The sequence below is a fragment of the Streptomyces sp. NPDC048637 genome (genome assembly GCF_040650675.1).
GTDB lineage: Bacteria > Actinomycetota > Actinomycetes > Streptomycetales > Streptomycetaceae > Streptomyces.
Genome location: NZ_JBEZHQ010000047.1, coordinates 40,214 through 65,973, shown reverse-complemented (window position 1 = coordinate 65,973; position 25,760 = coordinate 40,214). Strand labels below are relative to the sequence as shown.

The 25,760-nt window shown below is 70.7% G+C and carries 19 protein-coding genes; 12 read left to right on the top strand and 7 right to left on the bottom strand.

The features are described from left to right. Nucleotides 1-57: 57 nt before the first annotated feature. The gene (locus AB0C46_RS35930; protein ID WP_362833172.1) at nt 58-1,176 is read right to left on the bottom strand and encodes a PAC2 family protein; all 1,119 of its coding nucleotides are present in this window, start codon (nt 1,174-1,176) and stop codon (nt 58-60) included. 261 nt (nt 1,177-1,437) lie between these two features. On the opposite strand from AB0C46_RS35930, the gene AB0C46_RS35925 reads away from it, so the two are divergent. From AB0C46_RS35925 to AB0C46_RS35890, 8 genes are all read left to right on the top strand, one after another. Continuing rightward, the gene (locus AB0C46_RS35925; protein WP_362833171.1) at nt 1,438-2,781 is read left to right on the top strand and encodes an enolase C-terminal domain-like protein; all 1,344 of its coding nucleotides are present in this window, start codon (nt 1,438-1,440) and stop codon (nt 2,779-2,781) included. Beyond that, the gene (locus tag AB0C46_RS35920; protein ID WP_362833169.1) at nt 2,778-3,575 is read left to right on the top strand and encodes an SDR family oxidoreductase; all 798 of its coding nucleotides are present in this window, start codon (nt 2,778-2,780) and stop codon (nt 3,573-3,575) included. Before AB0C46_RS35925 ends, AB0C46_RS35920 begins: the two co-directional genes overlap by 4 nt. A 114-nt stretch (nt 3,576-3,689) precedes the next feature. After that, nucleotides 3,690-4,721 (top strand): sugar ABC transporter substrate-binding protein, encoded by a 1,032-nt coding sequence (locus tag AB0C46_RS35915; RefSeq protein ID WP_362833168.1) that lies wholly within the window; start codon nt 3,690-3,692, stop codon nt 4,719-4,721. Nucleotides 4,722-4,726: 5 nt separating this feature from the next. Next, nucleotides 4,727-6,367 (top strand): sugar ABC transporter ATP-binding protein, encoded by a 1,641-nt coding sequence (locus tag AB0C46_RS35910; RefSeq protein ID WP_362833166.1) that lies wholly within the window; start codon nt 4,727-4,729, stop codon nt 6,365-6,367. Continuing rightward, nucleotides 6,364-7,398, top strand: a complete 1,035-nt coding sequence (locus tag AB0C46_RS35905) for an ABC transporter permease (RefSeq protein ID WP_362833164.1) — start codon at nt 6,364-6,366, stop codon at nt 7,396-7,398. The genes AB0C46_RS35910 and AB0C46_RS35905 overlap by 4 nt, the downstream gene beginning before the upstream one ends. Nucleotides 7,399-7,407: 9 nt before the next feature. Beyond that, complete coding sequence (locus AB0C46_RS35900; RefSeq protein ID WP_362833162.1) at nt 7,408-8,409, top strand: aldo/keto reductase; 1,002 nt, start codon at nt 7,408-7,410, stop codon at nt 8,407-8,409. A 23-nt stretch (nt 8,410-8,432) separates the two neighbouring features. Beyond that, nucleotides 8,433-9,290: an amidohydrolase family protein gene (locus AB0C46_RS35895; protein WP_362833161.1), complete on the top strand. Its 858-nt coding sequence runs from the start codon at nt 8,433-8,435 to the stop codon at nt 9,288-9,290. Nucleotides 9,291-9,442: 152 nt separating this feature from the next. Next, nucleotides 9,443-10,261, top strand: a complete 819-nt coding sequence (locus AB0C46_RS35890; protein ID WP_362833160.1) for a 3-oxoacyl-ACP reductase family protein — start codon at nt 9,443-9,445, stop codon at nt 10,259-10,261. Between the two features lie 31 nt (nt 10,262-10,292). Here AB0C46_RS35890 and AB0C46_RS35885 read toward each other — a convergent pair whose 3' ends face one another. The 6 genes from AB0C46_RS35885 to AB0C46_RS35860 all read right to left on the bottom strand — a co-directional run bounded on the left by AB0C46_RS35885 (nt 10,293) and on the right by AB0C46_RS35860 (nt 17,287). Then, a complete protein-coding gene (locus tag AB0C46_RS35885) occupies nt 10,293-10,964 on the bottom strand; it encodes a FadR/GntR family transcriptional regulator (RefSeq protein ID WP_362833159.1) in 672 nt (223 codons plus the stop codon). Between the two features lie 58 nt (nt 10,965-11,022). Beyond that, entirely contained in the window at nt 11,023-12,063 is a 1,041-nt protein-coding gene (locus AB0C46_RS35880) for a hypothetical protein (protein ID WP_362833158.1), read from the bottom strand. A 222-nt stretch (nt 12,064-12,285) separates the two neighbouring features. Continuing rightward, nucleotides 12,286-13,890, bottom strand: a complete 1,605-nt coding sequence (locus tag AB0C46_RS35875; RefSeq protein ID WP_362833157.1) for a glycerol-3-phosphate dehydrogenase/oxidase — start codon at nt 13,888-13,890, stop codon at nt 12,286-12,288. 2 nt (nt 13,891-13,892) lie between these two features. Beyond that, nucleotides 13,893-15,455: a glycerol kinase GlpK gene (gene glpK, locus AB0C46_RS35870; protein ID WP_362833155.1), complete on the bottom strand. Its 1,563-nt coding sequence runs from the start codon at nt 15,453-15,455 to the stop codon at nt 13,893-13,895. A 49-nt stretch (nt 15,456-15,504) separates the two neighbouring features. After that, the gene (locus tag AB0C46_RS35865; protein WP_018087788.1) at nt 15,505-16,293 is read right to left on the bottom strand and encodes an MIP/aquaporin family protein; all 789 of its coding nucleotides are present in this window, start codon (nt 16,291-16,293) and stop codon (nt 15,505-15,507) included. A gap of 229 nt (nt 16,294-16,522) precedes the next feature. Then, nucleotides 16,523-17,287, bottom strand: coding sequence for an IclR family transcriptional regulator (locus AB0C46_RS35860; protein ID WP_362833154.1), 765 nt, complete (start codon nt 17,285-17,287; stop codon nt 16,523-16,525). 261 nt (nt 17,288-17,548) lie between these two features. On the opposite strand from AB0C46_RS35860, the gene metH reads away from it, so the two are divergent. From metH to AB0C46_RS35840, 4 genes are all read left to right on the top strand, one after another. Next, nucleotides 17,549-21,058 carry a methionine synthase gene (gene metH, locus AB0C46_RS35855; RefSeq protein ID WP_362833153.1) on the top strand — a complete coding sequence of 1,170 codons (3,510 nt, stop codon included), beginning with the start codon at nt 17,549-17,551 and terminating at the stop codon, nt 21,056-21,058. A gap of 245 nt (nt 21,059-21,303) precedes the next feature. Continuing rightward, entirely contained in the window at nt 21,304-22,017 is a 714-nt protein-coding gene (locus tag AB0C46_RS35850) for an HAD family phosphatase (RefSeq protein ID WP_362833152.1), read from the top strand. Between the two features lie 362 nt (nt 22,018-22,379). After that, nucleotides 22,380-23,987: an ABC transporter substrate-binding protein gene (locus tag AB0C46_RS35845; protein ID WP_362833151.1), complete on the top strand. Its 1,608-nt coding sequence runs from the start codon at nt 22,380-22,382 to the stop codon at nt 23,985-23,987. 89 nt (nt 23,988-24,076) lie between these two features. Continuing rightward, entirely contained in the window at nt 24,077-25,675 is a 1,599-nt protein-coding gene (locus AB0C46_RS35840) for an ABC transporter substrate-binding protein (protein ID WP_362833150.1), read from the top strand. The last annotated feature ends 85 nt before the right edge of the window (nt 25,676-25,760 follow it).

Genomic DNA, 25,760 nt, shown 5'->3' with positions numbered 1-25,760 from the left:
CACCGGCCGAGGGGCCGGTGCGGCGCCCCTGGCGTGCCGGGGAGTGGTCCCCGGGTCTCAGCTTCCGCTGCCCTCCGGGCCGTCCTCCGGCCTCGGGGAATCCGCGCCGTCCGCGCCGCCCGGCGGGTCCGGAGTCTCCGCGGTGCCGTTGCCCTTGGCCGTGTCCTTCGGCCCCGCCGCCGTGTCGTCGCCGGTCTTCGGCTCGCGGGGCTCCTTGGACACCGGGCGGGGCGGACGGGTGCGGCCGCTGGTGGTGTCGCGGAGATAGGAGCTGTCGCGGCCGTCGGAGAGGCCGCCTTCGGTCGCCACACCGGGACCGGACTGCGGGTCGCGGCGGCGCAGATAGCGCTCGAACTCGCGGGCGATGGCCTCGCCGGACGCCTCCGGCAGATCCGCGGTGTCCCGCGCCTCCTCCAGCGACTGGACGTACTCGGCGACCTCGCTGTCCTCGGCGGCCAGTTGGTCCACGCCCAGCTGCCAGGCGCGGGCGTCCTCGGTCAGCTCGCCCAGCGGGATACGGACGTCGAGGAGGTCCTCCAGGCGGTTGAGCAGCGCGAGGCTGGCCTTGGGGTTGGGCGGCTGGGAGACATAGTGCGGCACCGCGGCCCACAGGCTCACCGCGGGGACACCGGCATGGGTGCACGCCTCCTGGAGGATGCCGACGATGCCCGTGGGGCCTTCGTAGCGGGACTCCTCCAGATCCAGCCGGCCGGCGAGGTCCGCATCCGAGGTGACCCCGCTGACCGGCACCGGGCGGGTGTGCGGGGTGTCGCCGAGCAGCGAACCCAGCACCACCAGCATCTCCACCCCCAACTCATGGGCGAAGCCGAGGATTTCGTTGCAGAACGAGCGCCAGCGCATGCTGGGCTCGATGCCGCGCACCAGCACGAGATCGCGCTTGCGCCCCTTGCCGTTCGTATCGCCGACGCGGACGACGGAGAGCCGGGTCGTCGGCCAGGTGATCTTGCGTACCCCGCCGTCCAGGAAGACGGTGGGACGGTTCACCTGGAAGTCGTAATAGTCCTCCGCGTCCAGCGCGGCGAAGACCTCGCCCTTCCATTCCCGGTCGAGATGTGCGACCGCGGCGGAGGCGGCGTCGCCGGCGTCGTTCCAGCCTTCGAACGCGGCCACCATGACCGGGTCGATCAGCTCGGGTACCCCCTCGAGCTCGATCACCCAGCGCCTCCTTCCGACCGGTCCGGCCGCCTGGGGCGGCCGCCGGCAGCAGTTCCATTACGTGCGATCCCAAGACTACGGCTTCCGCGGTGCCGGTCCGTAGCCCCTTTGCAGGAAGGGGTAGCGATTCATCCGACCTGTCCCGAGGATCGTTGGCTCAACTTCCCTACGGGGTCTGGACGCGGCCTTACACGCGGGTCTATACATCGGATGTCCGGGAAAGGTCCGATGTTCTTCCGCAACCTCCCAGGGGGCACGCGCATGGCCGTGACCGACACCGTCACCGAGCTTGAGGTCCACGACGTCCGCTTCCCCACCTCGGAGCAGCTCGACGGCTCGGACGCCATGAACCCGGACCCCGACTACTCCGCCGCCTATGCCGTGCTGCACACCGGCAGCGGACCGCAGGGACACGGCTTCTGCTTCACCATAGGGCGCGGCAACGATGTCATGGCCGCCGCGATCCGGTCCCTCGCGCCCTACGTCATCGGCCGCCCCGCACCCGCCACCGCCGCCGATCTCGCCGCCCTGCACCACGACCTCACCCATGACTCCCAGCTGCGCTGGCTCGGCCCCGAGAAGGGGGTGATGCAGATGGCGGCCGGGGCGCTGGTCAACGCCGCCTGGGACCTGGCCGCGAGCCGGGCGGGGCTGCCGGTGTGGGAGTTCCTCGCCGCGCTGTCGCCCGAGGAACTGGTCTCGCTTGTCGACTTCCGCTACCTCTCCGACGCCCTGACCCCCGACGAGGCGCTGGCCCTGCTGCGCGCCGCCGAACCCGGCCGCGCCGAACGCGCCGCCCGCCTCAGGGCCGAGGGCTATCCCGCGTACACCACCTCGCCCGGCTGGCTCGGCTACGACGACACCAAGCTGGTGCGGCTGGCGAAGGAAGCGGTGGCCGACGGTTTCGGCCAGATCAAGCTGAAGGTGGGCGCCGACCTCGACGACGACAAGCGGCGGATGCGGCTGGCCCGGGACGCGGTCGGCCCCGGCGTACGGATCGCCGTCGACGCCAACCAGCGCTGGGACGTGGCCGAGGCGGTCCGCTGGATGACTGCGCTGGCGCCCTGGACCCCGCACTGGATCGAGGAGCCGACCAGCCCGGACGACGTCCTGGGGCATGCCGCGGTGCGCTCCGGACAGCCTGTGAAGGTCGCCACCGGTGAGCATGTGGCCAACCGGGTGGTCTTCAAGCAGCTGCTGCAGGCCGGCGCCGTGGACTTCGTACAGATCGACGCGGCGCGGGTCGCCGGGGTCAACGAGAACCTCGCGATCCTGCTGCTGGCCGCGAAGTACGGAGTGCCGGTGTGTCCGCACGCGGGCGGGGTGGGGCTGTGCGAGCTGGTGCAGCATCTGGCGATGTTCGACTACGTGGCGGTGTCCGGGAGTTGGGAGGACCGGGTCATCGAGTACGTCGACCATCTGCACGACCACTTCAGCGACCCCGTCGTCATCGACCGCGGCCGTTACCGCGCCCCGACCGCGCCCGGCTTCTCGGCCCGGATGAAACCCGGTGCGGTCGCCGCCCACCGCTTTCCCGACGGGCCCGTGTGGCGCGCCCGTCAGCAGCCGCAGAACCACCAGGGCGAGCAGGAGGTCACCGTATGAGCGACGGACCGCGGACCGGCCGCCACCCGGCCGACTTCGAGGGGATGGCCGCCCTTGTCACCGGCGGCGGCTCCGGCATCGGGGCGGCCACCGCCGCGCTGCTGCTGGCGCGCGGCGCGCGGGTCGCCGTCCTGGACCGGGACCCGGCCGGCGCGCCCGCCGGGGCGATCCCGGTCACGGCCGAGGTGACCTCCGACGCCGCGGTACGGGCCGCCGTCGGTGAAGCGGTGGGGGAACTGGGGGCCCTGCACACCCTCGTGGGCAACGCGGGGACCGGCGCCGTCGGCACCGTCGAGGACAACGACGACGCGGAGTGGAGCCGGGTCCTGGACGTCAATGTGCTGGGGCTGGTGCGCACCGCCCGCGCCGCGCTGCCGGCGCTGCGCCGCACCGCCGCCGGTGCCCCGGGCCGGGTCTCCATCACCCACACCTGCTCCATCGCCGCCACCGCGGGTCTGCCGCAGCGCGCGCTGTACAGCGCCAGCAAGGGCGCGGTGCTCTCGCTGACCCTCGCGATGGCCGCCGACCACCTCCGTGAGGGCATCCGCGTCAACTGCGTCAACCCGGGCACCGCCGACACCCCGTGGGTCGGCCGGCTGCTGGACCGCGCCGACGACCCGGTCGCCGAACGCGCCGCCCTCCACGCCCGCCAGCCGATGGGCCGGATGGTCACCGCCGACGAAGTGGCCGCCGCCATCGCCTCGTTGGCGTCCCCGTCCGCCTCCGGGATCACGGGGACGGCACTCGCGGTGGACGGGGGGATGCAGGGGCTACGGCTGCGGCCCCGTACGTGAACCGGGCCGAACGGCTGTCTTCCGCAGTACCCCCAGCGCTTCCCCCGCCCCCGCCACCTCCGCCCCCTCCGGGGAGAGCCGCCGGAGCCGCACACCACGACCAAGGGACCACCCATGAGATTGCGTACGACCGGCGCGGCGGCCTGTGCCGCGGTGCTCGCCATCGCCGCGCTCGCCGGCTGCAACCGCGGCAGTGACACCGCGGGCGGCAGGATCGGCATCGACATGCCCCGTACGGACACCGACTTCTGGAACTCCTACCAGCAGTACCTGGAAAAGGACCTGGACCACGGCGGCCCGGCCGCGCTGCCGCTGTCCAACTCGCAGAACGACATCGCCAAGGTCGTGTCCAACGTGCAGGCGCTGACCGACCAGGGCGCCAAAGCGATCGTGATGGCACCGCAGGACACTGGCGCCATCTCCGCGGAGCTGGCGCGGCTGGCGGAGAAGAAGATCCCGGTGGTGAGCGTGGACACCCGCCCCGACGAGGGCAAGGTCTACATGGTCGTGCGCGCCGACAACCGCGCCTACGGCGAGAAGTCCTGCGAGTACCTCGGCGAGCAGCTGGGCGGCAAGGGCCGGGTCGCCGAACTCCAGGGCGACCTCAGCTCGATCAACGGGCGGGACCGCTCCGAGGCATTCGCGTCCTGCATGAAGCAGAAGTTCCCGGAGATCACCGTGCATGAGCTGGCCACGGACTGGAAGGGCGAGGTCGCCTCCGGCAAGCTGCAGAGCCTGCTCGCCCAGCATCCGGACCTCAACGGCATCTACCTGCAGGCCGGCGGCGCCTTCCTGCAGCCGGCGCTCGCCCTCCTGGAGCAGAAGAAGCTGCTCAGGCCGGCCGGCTCCGACGGGCACATCACCATCATCTCCAACGACGGCATCCCGGACGAACTGGAGGCGATCCGCGCCGGGAAGATCGACGCCACCCTCTCCCAGCCCGCCGACCTCTACGCCAAGTACGCGCTGTACTACGCCAAGGCCGGCCTGGACGGCAGGACCTTCAGGCCGGGGCCGACCGATCACGGCTCCACCATTGTGAAGATCAAGAACGGTCTGGAGGACCAGCTGCCGGCGCCCCTGGTCACCAAGGACACCGTCGACGACAAGAAGCTGTGGGCCAATCAGCTCGAAAAGAAGAAGTAGCGGCCGTGGGGACCGCCGACCGGGCGGCGGCCGTGCACGCCGAGGGGATTGTCAAACGCTACGGGCCCACCGTCGCCCTCGACGGCGCCCGGCTGACCGTACGGCCCGGCGAGGCGCATGCTCTCGTCGGCCGCAACGGCGCCGGCAAGTCCACCCTGGTGTCCGTGCTGACCGGTATGGAACGCCCGGACGCCGGCCGGGTCACCTTCGGCGGTGAACCGGCGCCCGGCTGGGGCGACACCGCCGCCTGGCAGCGCAAGGTCGCCTGCGTCTACCAGAAGTCGATGACCGTGCCGGAGCTGACCGTCGCGGAGAACCTCTACCTCAACCGCTTCCAGGGCGCGCGCACCATCCGCTGGCGGGCGCTGCACACCCGCGCCCAAGCACTGCTCGCCGAGTACGGCGTCGAGGTCGACCCCGCCGCCCGGATCAGGGATCTCGGCGTCGAACAGCGGCAGTTCGTGGAGATCGCCCGCGCGCTGTCCTTCGGGGCCCGGCTGATCATCCTCGACGAGCCCACCGCCCGGCTCGACGCGGGTGGCATCGACCGGCTTTTCGGCAAGCTGCGCGGGCTGCGCGCCCAGGGCGTGGCCTTCCTGTTCATCTCGCACCATCTGCAGGAGGTCCACGAGCTCTGTGACACCGTCACCGTCTTCCGCGACGCCCGGCATGTGCTGACCGCACCCGTGCCGGGGCTGGCCAAGGACGCGCTGGTGGCGGCGATGACGGGGGAGGAGACGGCCGCCGTAAGGCAGCCGCGGCCGGGTGCGCGCCGGCCGGGGGAGCCGGTGCTGCGGACCGAAGCGCTGGCCGTGGACGGGCACTTCGCGCCGCTCGACCTGACCGTACGGGCCGGGGAAGTGGTGGGGCTCGCGGGCGCCACGGCCGGCGGGAGCACGGCGATCGGCGAGACGCTGGTGGGGCTGCGGACGCCGGACGCCGGCCGGATCACGGTGCGCGGACGCCCGGTCCGTCCGGGCAGCGTTCCGTACGCCCTCGACGCGGGTATCGGCTATGTCCCCGAGGACCGGCACCGCGAGGGGCTGGTCCCGAACCGCAGCGTCGCCGAGAACGCCACCCTCACCGTCACCGGCCGGCTCGGGCCGATGGGCACCGTACTGCCCTCCCGGACCCGCGAGTTCGCCCGGCGGATGATCGCGTCCCTCGACATCAGGACGACCGGGCCCGGCCAGCCGGTGTCCGGGCTCTCCGGCGGCAACCAGCAGAAGGTCGTGATCGCCCGTGCGCTGGCCCGTGAGCCCGCGGTGCTGGTCGCCATCCGGCCCACCAACGGCGTCGACGTCAAGTCCAAGGTCGCGCTGCTGGGGGTCGTACGGGAGGTCGCGGACGGCGGCAGCGGCGCCGTGATCGTCTCCGACGAGCTGGACGATCTACGGGTCTGCGACCGGGTGCTGGCGGTCTTCCACGGCCGGGTGACCGCCGAATTCACGGCCGGCTGGCGCGACCGCGACCTGGTCGCCGCGATGGAGGGGATGACCGCCGGCGGCCGCGGTCCGGACGACCTGCCCGGCACGGGCGGCGGCCGGGACGCCGCACCGGGCACCCGGAACACGGACGGCACGGACGGCATGGAAGGCACGGACGGGATGGAAGAGATGGAAGGAACGGAAGGGGCCGCGCCATGACCGAGACCGCATCGCCGCCGGCCACCGACGCGGTGGACCGGCCGCCGCCACGCCGCCGGCCCCGGATCGAGCCGGCCCGCTGGCGGGACTTCTCCCTGGTGCCGGTGATCTTCGTACTGGGCGTCATCGGCTTCATCGTGTCGCCCGCGTTCCTCACCCAGGACAACCTCATCGGCGTCATCCAGCAGTCCACGGAGCTGGGCCTGCTGGTGCTCGGCGAGGCGCTGATCCTCATCAGCGGGCGGATGGATCTGTCGCTGGAGTCGACCATCGGCCTGGCGCCGGTGCTCGCCCTGTGGCTGGTGATGCCCGCACACGGCGCCCGCTTCGCCGGGCTGGAGCTCTTCCCCGCCTGGACGGCGATCCCGCTCTGCCTGGCCGTGGGCGCGGCGGTCGGCGCCACCAACGGCTTCCTCATCCTCACCCTGCGGGTCAACGGCTTCATCGCCACCCTCGGCATGCTCACCATGCTCCGCGGCCTGCAAGTGGGCATCTCCGAGGGCCAATCCATCGGCAGTGTTCCGGAGTCCTTCGCCTATCTGGGCAAAGCCGACTGGCTGGGCGTGCCGGCCGCCGTCTGGATCTGCCTCGCCCTCTTCGCGCTCGGCGGCGCGGCCCTCGGCTACCTCCGGCACGGGCGGGCGCTGTACGCCATCGGGGGCAACCCGGAGGCGGCCCGCGCGGCCGGCATCCGGGTGGACCGCCTCACCTGGATCGTGCTGGCCCTCGGCGGGGTGCTCGCCGCCTTCGCGGGGATTCTCTACACCGGCCACTACGGCGCGGTCTCCGCGAGCCAGGGCAACGGCTGGATCTTCCAGGTCTTCGCCGCCGCGGTGATCGGCGGGATCGGCCTCAAGGGCGGCCGGGGCACCCTCTTCGGCGCGCTCACCGGCGTCCTCACGCTCCAGCTCGTCATCAATGTGATGACGCTGGGCGGGGTGCCGCCGCTGTGGACGCAGTTCCTCAACGGCATGATCATCATCGTCGCACTGGTCATCTCCCGCTTCACCAGCGGCGAGAAGCAGGACTGAGGGGCCGCCATGCGTTATCCCCCTTACGGACCGCGGGAGTTGGGGCGCACCGGCGTCACCGTCCCGCCTCTGGGGCTGGGCTGTGCGCCGCTCGGCAACCTCTACCGCGCCGTCCCGGAGGAGCAGGCGCGCGAGGTCGTCCGCACCGCCCTCGCCATTGGCGCCGGCTATTTCGACACCGCACCCCACTACGGTGTGGGCCTGTCCGAGGAGCGCCTGGGCCGGGCGCTGCACGGCCACGACCGCGCCGCCTACACCCTGTCCACCAAGGTCGGCCGCCGGCTGCGCCCGCTCGCCCCGGGGGAGCGGGCGGCGGGCGAGGGCTTCGTGGACACCCCCGCGCGGGCCCGCGTATGGGACCTCTCCCGTGACGGCATCCGCGCCACGCTCGACGCGTCCCTGGCGCGGCTCGGTGTGGACGCCGTCGACATCGTTTATCTGCACGACGTCGAGGGCCGGCTGCGCGAGGTGTACGAGACGGGCTTCCCGGCCCTTGCCGAGCTGCGCGCACAGCGGGTGGTCCGGGCCATCGGGTTCGGCATGAACCACAGCGCTCCGCCGGCCCGCCTGGTCGCCGACCTCGATGTCGATGTGGTGCTCTGCGCAGGCCGCTGGACCCTGCTGGAGCGCACCGCCTTCGACGATCTGCTGCCGGTCTGCACACGCCGCGGCATCTCGGTGGTCGTCGGCGGTGTCTACAACTCCGGTCTGCTGGCCGACCCCTCACCCGGCGCGCCCTACAACTACGCACCGGCCCCTGCCCCGCTGCTCGAACGGGCGCGTCAACTTGCCGCCGTCTGTGCACAGTTCGATGTTCCCCTCAAGGCGGCGGCACTCCGCTTCCCCTTCGGGCACCGTGCCGTCGCCGCGGCCGTGGTCGGGGCGGCCACACCGGAGGAGATGGCCGAGAACGCGCGGCTGTTCACCCACGACATCCCGGACGAGCTGTGGCATACGCTCGTCGCCCGCGGTCTGCTCGACCCGGATCTGCCGCTGCCCCTGAACGACTGAGTCCACCCCGGAGCGCGCCCCTGATGCGTATCGACGCCCATCACCACCTGTGGGACCTCGGCCGGCGGGATCAGCCCTGGATGGACGGGCCCTGGGCCGATCCGATCCGCCGCAGCTACACGCTGTCCGACCTCACCCCTCATCTGACCGGGCACGGCGTCGACGGCACGGTCCTCGTCCAGTCGTCCTCCTCGTACGAGGAGACCGCCGAACTCCTCACCCTCGCGGCGGGGGAGGGTCCCGTCACCGGTGTCGTCGGCTGGGCCGATCTCCGCGACCCGGCGCTCGCCGAGATCCTGGCGGCGCTGCCCGCCGGGCTGGTCGGCATCCGCCACCAGGTGCAGGACGAACCGGACCCCGACTGGCTCACCCGCCCGGACGTGCTGCGCGGCCTGGGCGCCCTGGCCGACGCCGGGCTGGTCTACGACCTGCTGGTCACCCCGCGCGAACTGCCCGCGGCGCACCGCGCGGTACGCGCCCTGCCCCAGCTGGCCTTCGTGCTGGACCATGCCGCCAAACCGCCGGTCGTCACGGGGGAGTGGCAGCCGTGGGCGGACGCCGTTTCCGCCCTCGCCGCGCTCCCGAACGTCAGCTGCAAGCTGTCCGGGCTGGTCACCGAGGCCGACTGGGACGCCTGGCGGCCGCAGCAGATCCTGCCCTACGCCCGGCACGTCCTGGACGCCTTCGGCCCCGGCCGGGTGATGTTCGGCTCCGACTGGCCGGTGTGCACCCTGGCCGCCGGCTACGAGGACGTCGTGGCGCTCGCGGAGGCGGCCACGGGGCAGCTCGCGGCGGCGGAGCGGTTGGACGTCTTCGGGGGAACGGCCGGGCGGGTCTACGGGGTCGGGGTGCCCTCGGCACAGGAGCTCCCGGGCCGCTGACGTGGCGTCCGGATTCCGCCGGTCCCGGCTCCCGCCGCGCCGGAGGATCGAGTCGTACCGCGGAGAAACACCCGCGGCACGGTGCCGCTGCTGCGGAATCCGATGGATTCCGCACGGCTGCGCCGGACCACGGACGACTCGATACGAAGGTGATGACGATGACGGCGACGGTGCTGACGGCGACGGCGACGGCGACGGCGACGACGGCGACGACGGCGGCGGGGACCGGCCCCCGGCCGCTCGCCGGCAAGGCGGCCCTGGTGACCGGCGGCAGCCGGGGGATCGGCCGGGCGATCGCGCTGCGGCTGGCCGCCGACGGGGCGGCGGTGGCCCTGACCTACCGGAACGGGCAGGACCAGGCCGAGCAGGTCGCCAAGGAGATCGGGCGGGCCGGCGGGCAGGCCTGGGCGGTACGGGCCGACAGTGGTGACGCGGAAGCGGTGTGGGCGTCGGTGGCCGGCACCGCCGACCGGTTCGGGCGGCTGGACATCCTGGTGAACAACGCGGGCATCGGTGTGCTCGGACCGTTCGAGGGGATCTCCCTCGACGAGGTCGACCGGGTGCTGTCGACCAATGTCCGGGCGCCCTTCCTGGCGGCGCAGGCCGCGGCCGCGCATCTGACCGAGGGCGGACGGATCATCTCCATCGGCAGCTGTTTGGCCGAGCGGGTCGCCTTCCCCGGCGGCACCCTCTACGCCACGAGCAAGGCCGCGCTCACCGGCCTGACCAAGACGCTGGCGAAGGAGCTGGGGCCGCGCGGCATCACCGCCAACCTCGTGCACCCGGGCCCCATCGACACCGATATGAACCCCGCCGACGGCGAGAGCGCGGAGATGCAGGCCGGGCTCACCGCGCTGGGGGTGTACGGCCGGGCCTCGGATGTCGCGGCGACCGTGGCCCATCTGGCGGGCGACGGCGGACGGTACATCACGGGCGCCTCGATCGCGGTGGACGGCGGCTTCGCGGCCTGACCCCGGGCGCGGCGGCGGGCGCCGGCCGGCCTCACAGCGACGCGCGCAGCCACTGCTCCACGCTCGCGATGTGCACGGTCGCCCAGGCCCGCGCCGCCTCCGCGTCCCGGTCGCGCAGCGCGCCGAGGATCGCCCGGTGCTCGGTGAGGGTGCGGGCCACCGCGTCCTTCTGCGTCAGTCCCCGCCAGACCCTGGCCCGGGTGGTTGGCCCGGACAGCCCGTCCAGCAGCGAGCAGAGCACGGAGTTGCCGGACGCCGCGACGATCCCGCGGTGGAACTCCAGATCGCAGGCGACCAGGTCCTCGACCGAGGGGCTCGGCCCCAGCGCGTCCAACTGGGCCTCCAGGAGGTCCAGTTCCTCCAGGCCGATCCGGCCGGCCGCCATCGCGGTGGCGGCCGGCTCCAGGATCCGGCGGACGGCGAGGAACTCCAGCACCGTGTCATCGCGGTGGAAGTCGACCACGAAACTCATGGCCTCCAGCAGGAGTTGCGGATCGAGGCTGGTGACGTAGGTGCCGTCGCCCTGGCGCACATCCAGGATGCGGATGAGGGAGAGCGCGCGCACTGCTTCACGCAGTGAGTTGCGGGACAGTCCGAGCTCGGCCGCCAGCTCGCTCTCCTTCGGCAGCCGGTCGCCCGGCCGCAGCGCCCCGGAGACGATCATGCCCTTGATCTTCTCGATGGCCTCGTCGGTGACCGCCATGCCGACCTCCCCGCTGCACCCGCCCGGATACGCCACAGACGTCCGATGTCTTGGCTCATTATGACCGGTCACGCCGGCCCCAGCCGCTCCCGTACGCGGCCCAGTCCTCCTCCGTGGCGGCGAAGTCGACATACAGCGCCGTTCCGAACCGCCGGCGGCCCGGGTCCTCCCGGGTCAGCCCCAGACGTATGCCCCGCACCGCGGCCCGTACCGTCTCCGCCGAGGCGTGATGGCCGACGCTCTCGGTGTGGAAGAACGGCAGCCCCATCAGCAGATCGGTGCGCGGCCCCGTCGCCGCCAGTGCCAGCCGGGTCTGCTGCGCCACATAGCCGCCGTAGAGGCTCTCGGCCGGCAGCCCGGTGTCGTACGACATCAGCGCGATCTGGTCGACCCGGCGCGCCACCTGACCGAAGAACCGCTGGGATATCCACTTGCGGTGGCCCGTCAGCGCCCCGCTGACCGTGTGCAGTCCGGGCAGCGGGTCGATCTGGTGGACGGCGACGGACAGCACCGCGCCCCGGCCCCGGACCGCGGGCCCGAGCCGGTCCAGCAGCCGCAGATAGTCGGGGTTGTCGGAGTGCAGCGGCTCCAGATCGAGATGGACCCCGGCGAACCCGGCCGCCAGCACCTGACGGGCACTGGCCACGATCGCCGCACGGGCCGAGGCGTCCGACAGCCGGAGCCCGCCTCGCTCGCCCGGCTCGTACACCAGCCGGTCGCCCAGCCAGGCATGCACCCGCACCGACGGCAGCTCGCGGTGGAGCGCGGAGATCAGCCGGCCGGCCCGCGGATAGGCCTCGCGGGCCGGCGGCAGGGTGCCGTCGTGCTCCAACGGCCCGGCGTGGACGTACAGATCACGGATTCCGGAGCCCTCGATACGCCGGCGCAGCGTCGCCACATCGGAGGCGTCCCGCCGGCCGTCCACCCAGGCATGGCCGAGCCAGAGCGCATCGCGCCCGCGGGTCGTGGCCTCCGGCGCGGCCTCGCCCGCGTACTGGGCGCGCAGCGCCGTCCCCGCGACCGTCACCGGCAGCACGATCAGCACGGCGACCGTCCAGGCCGCCCATTTCACCGCACGCCGCCATCGTGGCCGAGCCATCGTCATCCCCCCGTTGATGCGTTCCGTCCCACATCATCGCAGCCGCCACTGACAGTCACCGCCGATGGCCATCCCGCCCCGTCCCGCCCCGCTCCGCACGCGGAAACGGCGATGGGGCGGCCCCGTGGACCGCCCCATCGTCACTCGCTGCACGCGCCATGGCGTGCCGTCAGCTGTTCTCAGCCGTGGTCCGCAGCTGTTCTCGGCCGCGGTCCGCCGGCGTCAGTCCGTCAGCATGTCCTTGACCTTGGCCCGGACGTCCTCCGAGTCGAGGCCCCGGATCATCAGGGTCGTACGGCGGCGCAGCACATCGTCGACCGTCTCGGCCCACTCGTGGTCGCGGGCGTAGGCGACCTGCGCCCAGATCTCCGGGGCGTCGGGGTGGATGCGCTCGGCCAGTGCCGGGTTCTCGTTCGCCAGCCGGGCGATGTCGAAGGACAGCGAGCCGTAGTGGGTGGCGAGGTGCCGCGCGGTCTCCGGGGCCATCCGCGGGCCGGGCGTACCGCCGTCGACGAGCAGCCGGTGCGCGACCGCGTTCGGGTTGGCGATACCGGGCAGCGGGAGCTTCTTCGGCAGATGCGCGATCGGCTCCATGTCCTCGGCCAGCGGGTGTCCGGGCAGCGCGGCCAGCTTGTTCATGACCGTACGGCCGATGTGGCGGAAGGTCGTCCACTTGCCGCCGGCGACCGACAGCATGCCGCCGCTGCCCTCGGTGACGACCGTCTCGCGCTTGGCCTTGGAGGTGTCGCCGGGGCCGCCGGGCAGCACCCGCAGACCCGCGAAGGAGTAGGTGATCAGATCGCGGGACAGCTGCTGGTCGCGGATGGAGAAGGCGGCCTCGTCCAGGATCTGGGTGGTGTCCTTCTCGGTGACCGCGACATCCGCCGGGTCGCCCTCGAACTCCTCGTCCGTGGTGCCCAGCAGCAGCATGTCCTCCCAGGGGAGGGCGAAGGTGATGCGGTACTTGTCGATCGGGGTGGCCAGCGCGGCCTTCCAGGGCGCGGTCCGCTTGAGGACCAGGTGCGCGCCCTTCGACAGCCGGATGGAGGGGGCCGCGTTCGCGTCCTCCATCTTGCGCAGGTGGTCCACCCACGGGCCGGTCGCGTTGAGCACCAGGCGGGCGTTGACGCCGAACTCCTGGCCGTCCATCCGGTCCTTGAGTTCCGCGCCGGTGACCCGGCCCTGGGTGAAGCGCAGACCGGTGACCTCGGCGTGGTTGAGGACCGTGGCGCCGGCCGCGGCCGCCGCACGGACGGTCATCAGGGCCATCCGCGAGTCGTTCATCTGGTCGTCGCCGTACACGGCAACGGCCTTGAGGTTGTCCGTCCGCAGCTCCGGCACGTCGCGCTGCGCCTTGGCCGGGGATATGACATGGCCGACGCCGTCGCCGAATGCGGACAGCGCGGAGTAGGCAAAGACACCCGCGCCGAGCTTGGCCGCGCCGTGCGGGCCGCCCTTGTAGACGGGCAGGTAGAAGGTCAGGGGGTTGGCGAGATGCGGTGCCACCTGGCGGGAGACCGCACGCCGCTCGAAGTGGTTCTCCGCCACGAGCTTGACCGCGCCGGTCTGCAGGTAGCGCAGACCGCCGTGCAGCAGCTTGGAGGAGGCGGAGGAGGTGGCGCCGGCGAAGTCACCGGCGTCCACCAGGGCCACCCGCAGCCCGGCCTGTGCGGCGTGCCAGGCGGTGGAGATGCCCAGGATGCCGCCGCCGATCACCAGGAGGTCGTACGTCGCCTTGGAAAGCTGCTCCCGGGTCTCGGCACGGCTCGCGTGCGAACCACTGGCCGGGTGCGTCCCGAGTGCCGGGACGCTCTGCAGGGTGCTCATGTTTACTCCTCGTCCTCGATCCAGCCCATGGTCCGCTCGACGGCCTTGAGCCAGCTCTTGTACTCGCGGTCACGGGTGGCCGCATCCATCCGGGGGGTCCACTCGGCGGCCCGGCGCCAGTTGGCGCGCAGCTCGTCGGTGCTGGACCAGAAGCCGACGGCCAGTCCGGCCGCGTAGGCAGCGCCGAGGCAGGTGGTCTCGGCGACCATCGGGCGCACCACAGGCGCGTCCAGGAAGTCCGAGATGGTCTGCATCAGCAGGTTGTTGGAGGTCATACCGCCGTCGACCTTGAGCGCAGTCAGCTCGACGCCGGAGTCCTTGGTCATGGCGTCGGTGATCTCGCGGGTCTGCCAGGCGGTGGCCTCGAGCACGGCACGCGCGATGTGCGCCTTGGTGACATAGCGGGTCAGGCCCGCGATGACACCGCGCGCGTCCGAGCGCCAGTAGGGGGCGAACAGGCCGGAGAAGGCCGGCACGAAGTACGCGCCGCCGTTGTCCTCGACCGTACTGGCCAGGGTCTCGATCTCGGCCGCGCTGTTGATGAGCCCCATCTGGTCGCGCATCCACTGGACGAGCGAGCCGGTGACGGCGATGGAGCCTTCCAGGGCGTAGACCGGCTGCTGGTCGCCGATGCGGTAGCCGACCGTGGTCAGCAGCCCGTTGTAGGAGTTGACCGGCTCGTGACCGGTGTTCATCAGCATGAAGGTGCCGGTGCCGTACGTGGACTTGGCCTCACCCTGCTCGAAGCAGGTCTGGCCGAACAGCGCGGCCTGCTGGTCACCGAGCGCCGAGGCGACCGGGACACCGGCCAGCACGCCGTCGACGGTGCGGCCGTAGACCTCGGCGGAGGACTTGATCTCCGGCAGGACGGCCGCCGGGATCTCCATCGACATGAGGATCTTGGGGTCCCACTCAAGGCGGTGGAGGTTCATCAGCATGGTGCGCGAGGCGTTGGTGACGTCGGTGACGTGCACTCCGCCGTTGACACCGCCGGTGAGGTTCCAGATGACCCAGGAGTCCATCGTGCCGAAGAGGATGTCGCCGCGCTCGGCGCGCTCGCGCAGGCCCTCGACGTTGTCGAGCAGCCAGCGGATCTTCGGGCCCGCGAAGTACGAGGCCAGCGGCAGGCCGGTCTCCCGGCGGAAGCGGTCCTGGCCGACGTTGCGGCCGAGCTCCTTGCAGAGCGCGTCGGTGCGGGTGTCCTGCCAGACGATGGCGTTGTGGACCGGCTCACCGGTGGTCCGGTCCCACAGCACGGTGGTCTCGCGCTGGTTGGTGATGCCGATCGCCTTGACGTCGGCGGCGGTGAGCCCGGCCTTGTGGACGGCGCTGTCGACGACCTGCTGGACGTTGGCCCAGATCTCGGTGGCGTCGTGCTCCACCCAGCCCGGCTTCGGGAAGATCTGCTCGTGCTCCTTCTGGTCGACCGAGACGATCCGGCCGTCCTTGTCGAAGACGATGCAGCGGCTGGACGTGGTGCCCTGGTCGATGGCCGCGATGAACGGGCCATGCCCGTGGGAGGAAGCGCCGTGGCCGTGCGAGGAGGTGCTGGGGGTGTCGCTCATGGGTTGCTCCAAGAAGTCTGTGCGGGCGGAGTCGGGGCGGTCCGGCGGCTCAGGCGAAGGCCACCTGGTAGATGCCTCCGGCGATGGCTCCGCCGATGAGCGGGCCGACGACCGGGATCCAGGCGTAGCCCCAGTCTGAACCGCCCTTGTTCCGCAGCGGCAGAAGGGCGTGCACGATGCGCGGACCGAGGTCGCGGACCGGGTTGATGGCGTACCCGGTCGGACCGCCCAGCGACAGACCGATGCCGGTGACCACCAGCGCGACCAGGAGCGTGCCGATGACGCCGACGCCCTTGCCGTTGTCGCTCAGCCCGAGCGTGAGGATCGACAGCACGAGCACGACGGTGGCGATGATCTCGGTGAGCAGGTTCTGCGCCACGTTCCGGATCTCCGGGCCCGTGGAGAAGATGCCGAGGACCGGTCCGGCCTTCGGGGCGGCCGACTGGTCGACCATGCCCTCTTCGCCGGTGTGGTCCGCCAGGACCTCGGGGTCACTCAGGTGGGCCTGGAACTGCCCCATGTAGGTGATCCACACCAGCACCGCGCCGATCATGGCGCCGAGCATCTCGCCGGCCAGGTAGACCGGCACCTGGCTCCACTCGATGCCGCCCTGGATGGCGATGCCGATGGTGACCGCAGGGTTGAGGTGTGCGCCGGACTTCGCGGCGATATAGGCACCCGTGAGGACGGCGAAGCCCCACCCGAAGGCGATGGCGACCCATCCGGCGTTGAACGCCTTGGAGCGCTTGAACGTGACGGCGGCGCAGACGCCACCGCCGAGCAACAGCAGAACAGCGGTACCGATGGTCTCGCTGATGAAGATGTCGGAGCTGGACACCCGCGACTCCTTTGTCCTTCGTCCAGGGGAAGGCGAACCCCGGGTCCCGTCCGGTGGTCCGCGCCCTCCTAGAGGGCGGTGGTCGGCCCGCGGCAATGCCCCACCATAGCGAATATTGCCGTTAGGTGTTCGACAATGCCGACCGACGAACGGCAGTTTTGTTCACCGGTAGAACCCCGTCAAGGGTTCCGTGGCGAAAAACTTAGGTGAACTTATGGTGTGAAACCGGTCAGAATCGCCCTGCACCAAGATCCCGGGACACGGCGCGTGCGCAATCCCTCACGGCAGCGATGATTTCCGGCCGCAGCTCGCCGTCCTGGCAGACCCGCTCCACCGCTCCCGTGACCCCTACCGCACCCACCGGCATCCGCCGCCGGTCATGGATCGGCGCGGCCACCGAGGCCACGCCCTCCCAGGTCTCCTCCACGTCCGCCGCCCAGCCGCGCGCCCGGGTCAGGTCCAGCAGCCCCTCGAAGTCCCCGAGCCCGGTCACCGTGTGCGGGGTGAATGCCGCCCGGTCCGCCTCGACGATCTCGCTGTGCGCCACCGGGTCGTACGCCGAGAGCACCTTGCCCAGCGCCGTGCTGTGCAGCGGCTGCATCGCGCCCACCTCCAGCACCTGCCGGCTGTCGTCCGGCCGGAAGACGTGGTGGACGATCAGGACGCCCTGCTGGTGCAGGACGCCCAGATAGACCGCCTCACCGCTGGAGCGGGCCAGATCGTCGGTCCATACGAGGGCGCGGGCGCGCAGCTCGTGCACGTCCAGGTAGCTGTTGCCCAGCCGCAGCAGTTCCGCGCCCAGCTGATAGCGGCCGGAGGCGGCGTCCTGCTCGACGAAGCCCTCCTGCTGCAGCGTGCGCAGTATCCCGTGGGCGGTGCCCTTGGCCAGTCCCAGGGAGGAGGAGATGTCGGAGAGCCCCAGCCGCCGTTCCCCTCCTGCGAGCAGCCGCAGCATCGCTGCGGCGCGCTCCAGCGACTGGATGGTGCGTGCCATCGGGCAACCTCCGAAGTTTTGCGGTTCGACAATGCTGAACGATATCGGTCCATGCCGACTGAAGTCAGCGGTCTGGAGTTTCTTGTCGAGCGCACCGGAGTCTGTCAACGATCACGGATAGTGCAGGCAGGGGGGTGGAGCGGTGCTGTCCAGGGCGTGAAACGGGGAACACGTGTACCGGACCGGCAGCTACGCTGGCCGGGTGCGCCCTCTGAAGGAGGGTGCAAAGCCGACAGCCGTCGCAACCACGGGAGCATCTCCATGGCCTCGAACACGCCATCGTCCGACAGCACGTCCCGCATCGCCTCGTTCCGTGAGGCCCTGGCCTCGCGGGTGGTGGTCGCGGACGGCGCGATGGGCACCATGCTGCAGGCGCAGGATCCGTCCATGGAGGACTTCCAGCAGCTGGAGGGCTGCAACGAGATCCTCAATGTGACCCGGCCCGACATCGTGCGGTCGGTGCACGAGGAGTACTTCGCGGTCGGTGTCGACTGCGTGGAGACCAACACCTTCGGCGCGAACTTCGCGGCGCTGGCCGAGTACGACATCCCCGAGCGGGTCTTCGAGCTCTCGGAGTCCGGTGCGCGCATCGCCCGGGAGGTCGCCGACGAGTTCACGGCCTCGACCGGGCAGCAGCGCTATGTGCTCGGGTCGATGGGCCCCGGCACCAAGCTCCCGACCCTGGGACACGCCCCGTACGTCACCTTGCGCGATGCCTACCAGCAGAACGCCGAGGGCATGATCGCCGGTGGTGCGGACGCGCTGCTGGTGGAGACCACCCAGGACCTGCTGCAGACCAAGGCCGCCATCCTCGGCGCCCGCCGCGCCCTGCAGGCCACCGGCAGCGACCTCCCGGTGATCTGCTCGGTCACCGTCGAGACGACCGGCACGATGCTGCTGGGCTCGGAGATCGGCGCGGCGCTGACCGCGCTGGAGCCGCTGGGCATCGACATGATCGGCCTGAACTGCGCGACCGGCCCGGCCGAGATGAGCGAGCACCTGCGCTACCTGGCCCGGCACTCCCGCGTCCCGATCGCCTGCATGCCCAACGCGGGGCTGCCGGTGCTGGGCAAGGACGGCGCGCACTACCCGCTGACCGCCGCCGAGCTGGCCGATGCCCAGGAGACCTTCGTCGGCGAGTACGGCCTGTCGCTGGTCGGCGGCTGCTGCGGCACCACCCCCGAGCATCTGCGCCAGGTCGTCGAGCGGGTCCGCGGGGTCACCCCGCCGCCGCGCAGGCCGCGCCCCGAGCCGGGTGCCGCCTCGCTCTACCAGACGGTGCCCTTCCGCCAGGACACCTCCTACCTCGCGATCGGTGAGCGGACCAACGCCAACGGGTCGAAGAAGTTCCGTGAGGCGATGCTGGAGGGGCGCTGGGACGACTGTGTGGAGATGGCCCGCGACCAGATCCGCGAGGGCGCCCACATGCTCGACCTGTGCGTCGACTACGTCGGCCGGGACGGCGTCGCGGACATGGAGGAGCTGGCCGGCCGGTTCGCCACCGCCTCCACCCTGCCCGTGGTGCTGGACTCCACGGAGCTGAACGTCATCCAGGCCGGCCTGGAGAAGCTCGGCGGCCGTGCGGTGATCAACTCCGTCAACTATGAGGACGGGGACGGTCCCGAGTCGCGGTTCGCGAAGGTCACGGCGCTGGCGGCGGAGCACGGCGCGGCGCTGATCGCGCTGACCATCGACGAGGAGGGCCAGGCCCGCACCGTCGAGCACAAGGTCGCCATCGCCGAGCGGCTGATCGACGATCTGACCGGCAACTGGGGCGTTCATGAGTGCGACATCCTCATCGACTGTCTGACCTTCACCATCTGCACCGGCCAGGAGGAGTCCCGCAAGGACGGCATCGCCACCATCGAGGCGATCCGGGAGCTGAAGAAGCGTCACCCGGACGTCCAGACGACCCTGGGCCTGTCGAACATCTCCTTCGGTCTGAACCCGGCCGCGCGGATCGTGCTGAACTCCGTGTTCCTGGACGAGTGCGTCAAGGCCGGTCTGGACTCGGCGATCGTGCACGCGAGCAAGATCCTGCCGATCGCGCGCCTGGAGGAGGAGCAGGTCAAGGTCGCCCTCGACCTGATCTACGACCGGCGCAGCGAGGGCTATGACCCGCTGCAGAAGCTGATGGAGCTGTTCGAGGGCGTCAACACCAAGTCGATGAAGGCCGGCCGGGCCGAGGAGCTGCTGGCGCTGCCCCTGGACGAGCGCCTCCAGCGGCGCATCATCGACGGGGAGAAGAACGGCCTGGAGGCGGACCTCGACGAGGCGCTGCAGGAGCGGCCCGCGCTCGACATCGTCAACGCCACCCTCCTGGAGGGCATGAAGGTCGTCGGTGAGCTGTTCGGATCCGGTCAGATGCAGCTGCCGTTCGTGCTGCAGTCCGCCGAGGTCATGAAGAGCGCGGTGGCCTACCTGGAGCCGCACATGGAGAAGACCGACGACGAGGGCAAGGGCACCATCGTGCTGGCCACCGTCCGCGGCGACGTCCATGACATCGGCAAGAACCTCGTCGACATCATCCTGTCCAACAACGGCTACAACGTCGTCAACCTCGGCATCAAGCAGCCGGTCTCGGCGATCCTGGAAGCCGCCGAGGAGCACCGGGCCGACGTCATCGGGATGTCCGGACTCCTGGTCAAGTCCACGGTGATCATGAAGGAGAACCTGGAAGAGCTCAACCAGCGCAAGATGGCCGCCGACTTCCCCGTCATCCTGGGCGGCGCCGCCCTCACCCGCGCCTACGTCGAGCAGGACCTGCACGAGATCTACGAGGGCGAGGTCCGCTACGCCCGGGACGCCTTCGAGGGCCTGCGCCTGATGGACGCCCTGATCGCGGTCAAGCGCGGGGTGCCCGGCGCCAGCCTCCCCGAGCTCAAGCAGCGCCGGGTGCCCAAGCGGGACACCGCCGTGCCGGAGGCCGAGGAGCCTGAGGGCGCGGTGCGCTCCGACGTGGCCATCGACAACCCCGTCCCGGCGCCGCCGTTCTGGGGAACCCGGGTCGTCAAGGGCATCCAGCTGGCCGACTACGCCTCCTGGCTGGACGAGGGTGCACTGTTCAAGGGCCAGTGGGGCCTCAAGCAGGCCCGCACCGGCGAGGGGCCGACGTACGAGGAGCTGGTGGAGACCGAGGGCCGCCCCCGGCTGCGCGGCTGGCTCGACAAGCTGCAGACCGAGAATCTGCTGGAAGCGGCCGTCGTGCACGGCTACTTCCCGTGTGTGTCCAAGGGCGAGGACCTGATCCTGCTGCACGAGGACGGCACCGAGCGCACCCGCTTCACCTTCCCCCGTCAGCGCCGCGGCCGGCGGCTGTGCCTGGCCGACTACTTCCGCCCGGAGGAGTCCGGCGAGACCGATGTCGTCGGCCTGCAGGTCGTCACCGTCGGCTCGAAGATCGGCGGTGCCACCGCCGAGCTCTTCGAGGCCAACTCCTACCGCGACTACCTCGAACTGCACGGCCTGTCCGTCCAGTTGGCCGAAGCGCTCGCCGAGTACTGGCACGCCCGGGTCCGCGCCGAGCTGGGCTTCGCCGGCGAGGACCCCGCCGACGTCGAGGACATGTTCGCGCTCAAGTACCGCGGCGCGCGCTTCTCGCTGGGCTACGGCGCCTGCCCCGACCTGGAGGACCGCGCCAAGATCGCCGACCTGCTGCAGCCGGAGCGGATCGGGGTCGAGCTCTCCGAGGAGTTCCAGCTCCACCCCGAGCAGTCCACCGACGCCATCGTCATCCACCACCCGGAAGCCAAGTACTTCAACGCGCGGTAGCGGGCGGGAGCCCGCCGGAGCCCACGTGTTGCCCCCGGTCACGGCAGCAACACACGGTAACTCTGCGTGAGCATGCCAGGGCCGTCCCGGGGTTCCGCCCCGGACGGCCCTGACCTGTATCACCACGCATTCCGGCGCGTACCGTCGTACACTTATCGGTCCGGTGGCGGCCGGTCGTTTCCCCAGCCGGGGATGGCGACCGGCCCTTTCGTCCCCTTGGGGGACGTCGTAACGGAGGTGGATGGATGACCAGCAGCATCCCCGCAGTCGGCACCCGCACGGCCGAAGCCGCGACCCTCCAGGCCGTATTCCTCGATCTGGACGGCACCCTCGTCGACACCGAGGGCTTCTGGTGGGAGGCGGAGGCGGAGGTCTTCGCCGAGCTGGGGCACATCCTCGACGACACACACCGCGAGGTCGTGGTCGGCGGTCCGATGACCCGCAGTGCCGGCTATCTGATTCAGGCCACCGGCGTCGACATCAGCCTGACCGAGCTCAGCGTGCTGCTCAACGCGGCCTTCCTGGCCCGCATCGGGCGCGGTGTCCCCCTGATGCCGGGCGCCCGCAGGCTGCTGGCCGAACTGGCCGCCCATGAGGTCCCCACTGCGCTGGTCTCCGCCTCGCACCGGGCCATCGTCGACCAGATGCTGCACTCGCTCGGCCCGGAGCATTTCCGGCTGACCCTGGCGGGCGACGACCTGGAACGCACCAAACCGCACCCCGACCCGTATCTGACCGCCGCCGCCCGGCTGGGGGCGGACCCGGCGTGCTGTGCGGTCATCGAGGACACCATGACCGGTGTGACGGCGGGTGAGGCGGCGGGCTGCCCGGTCGTCGCGGTGCCCTCGGTGACACCGATCCCGCCGTCCCTGGGGCGTACGGTCGTGCGCTCGCTGGAAGAAGTCGATCTGCCATTTCTCCGGACGCTCATCACGGAAAGCCGTGGAACCGTGCACTGAGCGTGCTGCGGGAAAGGCGCCGGGAACCGAGGGGAGTGACCCGCTCATTTTCCGTGACGAATGCGCTGACTGAATTGTTGCCTCGCCATGGATCTTTGAACGCGTGACGTTTCTCACGTGCCGGGCCGTCGACAGCGGACTCCACAGGTGTTCCAGGAAGCCTCCGGGGTGGTTTCCGCGGGGGTAAGTGTCCGGATTGGTGAGGCAACGTGTGAATCGTTCCGCCGTCCGGATATCGATCCCCTTGCCGTCGCTATCCAGGTGCCATATCGAGACAACTCCTTTGTGTCTCAGCGCGGCTGGCCGTTCCTACTAATGTCGTCGCGAGCAACATTGCTGCGCTGATAAGGAACCTGCCGACGATGAATCGCAAGACCCTGGTGCTGCCGGCGCTGGCCGGTCTCCTCGCCCCCGTCCTCGCCGCCTGTGGCAGCTCGGACGGTGCGGGCGAGGGTGTCGATCCGATCGTCGTGGGGGTCGCCACCCCGATCGAGGCGACCAAGGCGGCGCCCGCTCCGCTCGACCCGTCGCAGGCCTACGACGTCGACGCGTGGAACATCATGCGCAGCACCCTGCAGACGCTGATGCGGCTGCCCCGGTCCGGTACCGCTCCGGTGCCCGAGGCCGCCAAGTCCTGCGGGTTCCGCGACACCCAGAACGAGCAGTACCGCTGCACCCTCCGCAGCGGCCTGAAGTTTTCGAACGGGCATGCCCTGACGGCGCAGGACGTCAAGTTCTCCATCGAGCGCATGAAGACCATCAACAACACCAACGGTCCGGTGCCGTTGCTCGACGGCGTCGACAAGGTCGAGGCGCCCAGCGACAGCGAGGTGGTCTTCCACCTCAGCAAGCCGGACGCCACCTTCCCGCAGAAGCTCACCACGCCCGCCGCGTCCATCGTCGACTCCGAGGTGTACCCCAAGGGCCGCCTCTACAGCGGCTTCGACGTGGTCGGCTCCGGCCCGTACACCCTCAAGATCGAGCGCAGCGGCAACCGCATCGCCAAGGCCCTCTTCACCAGGAACCCCGACTACAAGGGCGGGGTGAAGGCGAAGAACGACAAGGTCGAGATGCGCTTCTTCAACGACTCCGCCTCCACGGAGAAGGCGCTGCGCAAGGGCAGCGTCGACGTGATGAACCGCGGTCTGTCGCCCGACCAGGTCAGGGGCCTGGAGAAGGCCCGCGACAAGGGCATCATGCTCCAGGAGCAGCCGGGCCAGGAGATCCGCTACCTCGCCTTCAACACCAAGGACCCGGCCGTCTCCAACAAGGCCGTGCGGCAGGCCATGGCGCAGATCGTCAACCGCTCGGACCTGGTGCGGAACGTCTACTCCTACACCGGCGACCCGCTCTTCTCGATGGTGCCCACGGGCCTCACTGGCCACATCAACTCCTTCTTCAACAAGTACGGGAACCCCAGCGCCACGGCCGCCCGCAAGACGCTGCGGCAGGCGAACATCACCTCCCCGGTGAAGTTCACCCTCACGTACACCACGAGCCACTACGGTTCCAGCACCGCCAAGGAGGTCCGGGCGCTGCAGAGCCAGCTCAACAGCACCAAGCTGTTCGACGTCAGCATCAAGAGCGTCGACAGCTGGCAGCAGTTCCGTACCGAAGCCCTGGACGGCAAGTACTCCGTCTACAACATGGGCTGGTTCCCGGACATCCCGGATGCCGACAACTACATCGCGCCGTTCCTCGGCAAGCAGAACTTCCTCGGCTCCCCGTACCGCAACGGCAAGATCGAGTCACAGCTGATCCCGTCCAGCCGCCAGCAGTCCGACCGCAACGCCGCGGGCGCCGACTTCAAGCAGGCGCAGGACATCATCGCCGACGACGTACCGCTCCTCCCGCTGTGGCAGGGCAAGCAGTACGTCGCCGCCCACGATGACATCACCGGCCTCGAGTGGGCCCTCAACTCCGCCTCCGGACTGCAGATCTGGGAGCTCAGCCGCGGCGTCGCCGACTGAGCGGGCGGATGCGACCCCTGCAGCACACCACCGCCGCGGCTTCCCCGCCGCGGCCCGACAGGCACGACCCAGAACGTGAGGACCGTTTAGTGAGGAAGCGTGACCAGTGGCTGGCCGCCCCGATCGGAGCGGGGCTGACGACAGCTCTGCTCGCGGTCGCCGGGTGCGGCACGGACGACTCGGGGGCGGCCGGCAACGGCGAGCCCGTGGTCATGGGAATGACGGACAAGGTCGTGTCCACCGACCCCGCGGCCGGTTACGAGCCCGTCTCCTGGCTGTTGTTCAACAACGTCTTCCAGTCCCTGCTGAGCTTCCCGAAGGGAGGCACCACCCCCGAGCCGGAGGCCGCCGAGCGCTGCGGCTTCACCGACCGGGACAGCAAGGTCTACCGCTGCACTCTGAAGGGCGGCCTCACCTTCAGCAACGGGGACAAGCTGACGTCCAAGGACGTCAAGTACTCCTTCGACCGCACCCGGCGCATCAAGGACAAGAACGGCCCCGCCGTGATGTTCTCCGCGCTCGACAAGGTCGAGGCCCCGGACTCCAAGACCGTGGTCTTCCGGCTGAAGACGCCCGACGCGACCTTCCCCATGAAGATTGCCTCGGGCGCCGGCTCCATCGTCGACCACGCCGAGTACCCCGCCGACCGGCTGCGCACCGACGGCAAGGCCGTCGGCTCCGGTGTCTACACCCTCAAGGAGTACAGCTCCCAGAAGGCTGTCTTCGCCGTCAACGACTCCTACAAGGGCCCGGCCAAGGTCAAGAACTCCGGCATGACCGTGAAGTTCTTCAACGCCGCCGGCAAGCTCAAGAAGGCCGTCGAGGGCGGCGACGTCGATGTCGCCTACCGCGGTCTGGCCATGAAGGACATCGCGGAGCTGACCAACGCCTCCCTGAAGCAGCAGCACGGCACCCAGGTCGTCGAGGGCGCCAGCGCCGAGGTCATGCACCTGGTGTTCAACCTCAAGGACCCGGTCGCCGGCAAGCAGGGCGTCCGCAAGGCGATCGCCTACCTCCTGGACCGCTCCACCCTCGTCCGGGACGTCTACCAGCGCACCGCGGTGCCGCTGTACTCGATCGTCCCGGCCGGCATCACGGGCCACAGCACCTCGTTCTTCAACACCTACGGCGACCGCCCGAAGCCCGACAAGGCGAAGGACGCGCTGCGCTCCGCCGGCTTCAACGGCAAGGTGCCGCTCACGCTGTGGGCCACCCCCGACCGCTACGGCCCCGGCACCGTCCCGGCCTTCGAGGAAATCGCCCAACAGCTCAACGCCAGCGGGCTGTTCGACGCCAAGGTGCGCACCCTGCCCACCAAGGAGTACGAGCAGGGCATGGCCGCCGGCCGGTTCGGCGTCTACGTCAAGGGCTGGATCCCCGACTATCCGGACCCCGACAACTTCACCGCGCCGTTCTTCGGCAAGGACAGCGTGGTGGCCAACAACTACAGCTCGCCCACCATCACCGGCCGGCTGCTGCCCAAGACGGCCGACCAGCCGAACCGCGGCGCCACCAAGTCGCAGTTCCGGGAGCTGCAGGACATCGTCGCGGAGGACGTGCCGATGATCCCGATATGGCAGGGCAAGCAGTACGCGGTGGCCCGCGACGGGATCTCCGGCCTGGAATGGACCCTGGACCCGTCGACCGTCTTCCGCTTCTGGGAGATCAGCAAGTCGGCCGAGGCCTGACCGGACCGGTACACCACGGCGGGGCCGGCCCGGGAAATTCCCCGGGCCGGCCCCGCCGTCATCCGTCTGCCGGGCCGTCAGGCCC

What these genes read in the sequence shown, in the direction of transcription:
- AB0C46_RS35925 (WP_362833171.1), top strand. Translation starts at nt 1,438, where the DNA reads ATGGCCGTGACCGACACCGTCACCGAGCTTGAGGTCCACGACGTCCGC.
- AB0C46_RS35920 (WP_362833169.1), top strand. Translation starts at nt 2,778, where the DNA reads ATGAGCGACGGACCGCGGACCGGCCGCCACCCGGCCGACTTCGAGGGG.
- AB0C46_RS35915 (WP_362833168.1), top strand. Translation starts at nt 3,690, where the DNA reads ATGAGATTGCGTACGACCGGCGCGGCGGCCTGTGCCGCGGTGCTCGCC.
- AB0C46_RS35905 (WP_362833164.1), top strand. Translation starts at nt 6,364, where the DNA reads ATGACCGAGACCGCATCGCCGCCGGCCACCGACGCGGTGGACCGGCCG.
- AB0C46_RS35900 (WP_362833162.1), top strand. Translation starts at nt 7,408, where the DNA reads ATGCGTTATCCCCCTTACGGACCGCGGGAGTTGGGGCGCACCGGCGTC.
- AB0C46_RS35895 (WP_362833161.1), top strand. Translation starts at nt 8,433, where the DNA reads ATGCGTATCGACGCCCATCACCACCTGTGGGACCTCGGCCGGCGGGAT.
- AB0C46_RS35890 (WP_362833160.1), top strand. Translation starts at nt 9,443, where the DNA reads ATGACGATGACGGCGACGGTGCTGACGGCGACGGCGACGGCGACGGCG.
- AB0C46_RS35885 (WP_362833159.1), bottom strand. Translation starts at nt 10,964, where the DNA reads ATGGCGGTCACCGACGAGGCCATCGAGAAGATCAAGGGCATGATCGTC.
- AB0C46_RS35880 (WP_362833158.1), bottom strand. Translation starts at nt 12,063, where the DNA reads ATGGCTCGGCCACGATGGCGGCGTGCGGTGAAATGGGCGGCCTGGACG.
- AB0C46_RS35875 (WP_362833157.1), bottom strand. Translation starts at nt 13,890, where the DNA reads ATGAGCACCCTGCAGAGCGTCCCGGCACTCGGGACGCACCCGGCCAGT.
- glpK (WP_362833155.1), bottom strand. Translation starts at nt 15,455, where the DNA reads ATGAGCGACACCCCCAGCACCTCCTCGCACGGCCACGGCGCTTCCTCC.
- AB0C46_RS35860 (WP_362833154.1), bottom strand. Translation starts at nt 17,287, where the DNA reads ATGGCACGCACCATCCAGTCGCTGGAGCGCGCCGCAGCGATGCTGCGG.
- metH (WP_362833153.1), top strand. Translation starts at nt 17,549, where the DNA reads ATGGCCTCGAACACGCCATCGTCCGACAGCACGTCCCGCATCGCCTCG.
- AB0C46_RS35850 (WP_362833152.1), top strand. Translation starts at nt 21,304, where the DNA reads ATGACCAGCAGCATCCCCGCAGTCGGCACCCGCACGGCCGAAGCCGCG.
- AB0C46_RS35845 (WP_362833151.1), top strand. Translation starts at nt 22,380, where the DNA reads ATGAATCGCAAGACCCTGGTGCTGCCGGCGCTGGCCGGTCTCCTCGCC.